The sequence below is a fragment of the Variovorax sp. P4_B10 genome (assembly GCF_056402375.1).
Window position 1 is genome coordinate 1 of record NZ_JBFUHN010000158.1, and the last position, 3,678, is coordinate 3,678.

At 60.8% G+C, this 3,678-nt stretch carries 5 protein-coding genes; 2 read left to right on the plus strand and 3 right to left on the minus strand.

The annotated features are described in order from the left end of the window. From AC1DXX_RS33045 to icd, 3 genes are all read right to left on the minus strand, one after another. Positions 1 to 239, minus strand: a 239-nt coding sequence (locus tag AC1DXX_RS33045) for a hypothetical protein (RefSeq protein WP_478138422.1), incomplete at its 3' end; no start/stop codon positions are given. A gap of 33 nt (positions 240 to 272) precedes the next feature. Then, the gene (locus AC1DXX_RS33050; RefSeq protein ID WP_478138423.1) at positions 273 to 527 is read right to left on the minus strand and encodes a hypothetical protein; all 255 of its coding nucleotides are present in this window, start codon (positions 525 to 527) and stop codon (positions 273 to 275) included. 752 nt (positions 528 to 1,279) lie between these two features. Further along, positions 1,280 to 2,539 (minus strand): NADP-dependent isocitrate dehydrogenase, encoded by a 1,260-nt coding sequence (gene icd / locus AC1DXX_RS33055; RefSeq protein ID WP_478138424.1) that lies wholly within the window; start codon positions 2,537 to 2,539, stop codon positions 1,280 to 1,282. 218 nt (positions 2,540 to 2,757) lie between these two features. Between icd and AC1DXX_RS33060 the strand changes: the two genes are divergently transcribed. Next, positions 2,758 to 3,081 (plus strand): cell envelope biogenesis protein TolA, encoded by a 324-nt coding sequence (locus AC1DXX_RS33060; protein ID WP_478138425.1) that lies wholly within the window; start codon positions 2,758 to 2,760, stop codon positions 3,079 to 3,081. Between the two features lie 152 nt (positions 3,082 to 3,233). Beyond that, positions 3,234 to 3,437, plus strand: coding sequence for a hypothetical protein (locus tag AC1DXX_RS33065; RefSeq protein ID WP_478138426.1), 204 nt, complete (start codon positions 3,234 to 3,236; stop codon positions 3,435 to 3,437). The last annotated feature ends 241 nt before the right edge of the window (positions 3,438 to 3,678 follow it).

A 3,678-nucleotide genomic window follows, 5' to 3' on the forward strand; every position in this document is an offset into this window, starting at 1 on the left:
ATGGTGCCGTAGAAGTAGGTGTCGCGCTTCATGGTGTCGAGCGTGGCGGGCTCGCCGGCCGGCACGATGGGGCCGCCCAGCATGTTGGTGCTGGAGACCCAGCCGTAGTCCGGGCGCAGGTTGCAGCAGGTGTAGCCGGTGATGGGCTGCACGAGCTTGGTGGCGCAGCCGGACAGAAACACACTGGCGACCACCGCGATGGCGGCGGCAGCGTGGGGGAAAGGGTGTGACAGCTTCATTCTTCTCTCTTTTTTTATCGAACTTCGCGGCCCTCAGAACCGGCCACTGTCCTTGGGGTTGTGCACGATCTGGATCAGCACGTCGGGGGTGTAGGCCTTGGTGCGGGAGATCTCGGCGATCTCTCCGCCTGCTGCGCCGGCGAAGACGAGAACACCCTGCCCCTTGTAGGCGAGGTAGTGACGCCATCGGTCCGTGCCGTTGTAGGTGGGTATCCAGGCCTTGCCGGTGTTGTTCACCGTTTCGGCATTCGGCTTGCCCATGATCTTGAGGGCCTCTGCGTAGCTCATGCCAGTGCGAAGCTGTGCGATCGCGGTGCCTGACACTGGTTGGCCAACGACCGTACGTTCTTCGTCTTCTTCGGCCGCGACCAATGCGCGGCGGGTGGGCTCATACAAGGGTGCGGTCCGGCAGGCGGCGAGTGCAGCGCACACCAACAGGACGGCGCAGATTGATCGGTATTTCATCCTGAAATTTTCCTTCGCTTCGATTGCAAGTCTTCGGGGAGCGTGTGATCGTCTTGTGTTGTCGAAAGCACTGAAAATCCAGCGAGTCTTTCCCACGATTCCCTTATCGGAACTCTTGGCCCTCTCCCGCACGGACCATGCGCAGCCCACGCTTCGCATTGAACGCAATGCGGTGCAAATTCCTGTTGATCTCGTTCTTCTCTCCGTCCGTTCAGCGCAGTGGGCGAACCACGTGCACTCGCACGTCATCGAATCGCCGGCACAGCACCGGCCCCCCGGATTGTCCGGTTACAGCGCCGAATCAAATGCCGAAGCTTCCGTGCGCGCGCAGGTTCAGGGAGAAAGTGTTAGATACCTCACAGGTATGAGGGGAGGCGCACCAACACCTGCCACCAGCAGCTCGTCATTAACTGTTATCAATACTCATCGACTGCAGCCATTCGTTCATATTTCTGACCGTCTCCGAAATCGCCATCGCGATGGGACAAAGCCGTCCCTGACGACAGGCAAAAAAAAGCCCGCCTCCATGAAGCGGGCTCTTTCGATGGGTCCACATGGCCCCCCAAGAAACCGAATTACATGTGGTCGATCATGACCTGCCCAAAGCCCGAGCAGCTCACCTGCGTTGCACCTTCCATCAGACGCGCGAAGTCATAGGTGACCTTCTTGCTGGCAATCGACTTTTCCATCGAGCTGATGATCAGGTCCGCCGCTTCGGTCCAGCCCATGTGGCGCAGCATCATTTCGGCGGAGAGGATTTCGGAGCCGGGGTTCACGTAGTCTTTGCCAGCGTACTTGGGCGCCGTGCCGTGGGTGGCTTCGAACATCGCGACGGTGTCGCTCAGGTTCGCGCCCGGGGCGATGCCGATGCCGCCAACCTGTGCAGCCAGCGCGTCGGACACGTAGTCGCCGTTGAGGTTCAGCGTGGCAATCACGCTGTACTCGGCGGGACGCAGAAGAATCTGCTGCAGGAACGCGTCGGCGATGCTGTCCTTGACGGTGATTTCCTTGCCCGTCCTGGGGTTCTTGAACTTCATCCACGGGCCGCCGTCGATCAGTTCGGCGCCGAACTCCTTGGCGGCCAGGTTGTAGGCCCAGTCACGGAAGCCACCTTCGGTGAACTTCATGATGTTGCCCTTGTGGACGATGGTCACGCTGGGCTTGTCGTTGTCGACGGCGTATTGCAGCGCCTTGCGCACCAGGCGCTCGGTGCCTTCGCGCGACACGGGCTTGACGCCGATGCCGGAAGTGTTGGGGAAGCGGATCTTCTTGACGCCGAGCTCGTCCTGCAGGAACTTGATGAGCTTCTTGGCCTTGTCGCTTTCGGCTTCGAACTCGATGCCGGCGTAGATGTCTTCCGAGTTCTCGCGGAAGATGACCATGTTGGTCTTGTGCGGCTCGCGCACCGGGCTGGGCACGCCTTCGAAGTACTGGATGGGGCGCAGGCAGACGTAGAGGTCGAGTTCCTGGCGCAGCGCGACGTTCAGCGAACGGATGCCGCCGCCAACGGGCGTGGTGAGCGGGCCCTTGATGGAGACCACGTAGTCGCGCACGGCATGCAGGGTTTCCTCGGGGAGCCAGACGTCGGGGCCATACACCTTGGTCGACTTCTCGCCGGCGTAGACCTCCATCCAGTGGATCTTCTTCTTGCCGCCGTAGGCCTTGGCCACGGCTGCGTCCACCACCTTGAGCATGACCGGGGTGATGTCCAGCCCCGTACCGTCGCCTTCGATGAAGGGGATGATCGGTTGATCGGGCACATTGAGTGAATTGTCGGCGTTGACCGTAATCTTCTGGCCTTCGGCCGGGACTTTGATGTGCTGGTAGCTGGACATGAGGGGGATGGCTCCGGGAGTGACGTAATTCGGACGACTGTCTGCGAATTCAGACAGCGAGGGGGATTCGCTGTACAGCCCGCGAACAAATCGCTGTACATTTTAGACGCAGCCCATCAGCAAGCATTTGTCAACCATGGGGCCAACGGGCTCGTTAGTGGCTGACCTTCTGCTCGCCGGGAGGCGTTTCCAACCAATTCTCGATAGAGGAATCATCAATGAGCAAAATTCTCGCAGTCATGATCGCTGGCCTGTTCGCAGCTGGCGCCTATGCCCAAAACCCGGCTGGCACGACGCCCGAACAAGGTAACGCTACCAACAGCAAGTCGCAAGCGCGCGCTGAAGCCAAGAAGGAAGCCAAGCCCGCCGGTCAAGTGGCAGCTCCCGCTGGCGACATCGCCAAGACGCCCGAAGGCGGCGCCGTCGGTACCGACAAGGCTGCAGTCGCTGGCGAAAAGCGCGCCAGCACACGCGACCAGCGTCGTCGCAACAAGGACGGCAGCGTGAAGCGCAAGTCGACCCAAGGCGGCACGCCCCAGTAATTGGCTTTTGCCGATTGAAAAAAGCGCTCTCCGGAGCGCTTTTTTTTTCGTCGATCACCGCGAGACTGCTGTCAACCGCGTGCAGCGCCCCCCGTTGAATGGGGACCTTCCTCAGGGAGGTGATCCAAATCAACGATATCAAAGGATTTCTCATGAACAAGCTGCTCGCAGCCCTGGTCGCCGGTCTCTTCGCTGCCGGTGCCTTCGCTCAACAACCCGCACCCGCCGCGGCCGAACCTGCTGCTGCTGCCCCGAAGGCCGCAGTCAAGCATGCGCCGAAGAAGCACGCCACGGCCAAGAAGCACAAGGTTCGCCACGTTGCCAAGGCCCACACGGCCGCCGTCAAGAAGGTGTAAGCTTTCAAGCTCACCCGGCAATGCCCGCATCAGCGGGCATTTTTATTGGTTACGGGCCAGGCCCCGCCCCCGCCCTGAAAGAGTTGTCCGATGCTTCAGCGTCTAGCCGCCTTGCTCCTGCTGTCCGCTTCCCTCGTGATGCCGACGCATGCACAACAGCAGCAACCCCAGACCGATCTTGCGCGCACCCAGTTGTCGGTCGGCCTGTACAAGATCGACACCCAGATCGCCCAGACACCCC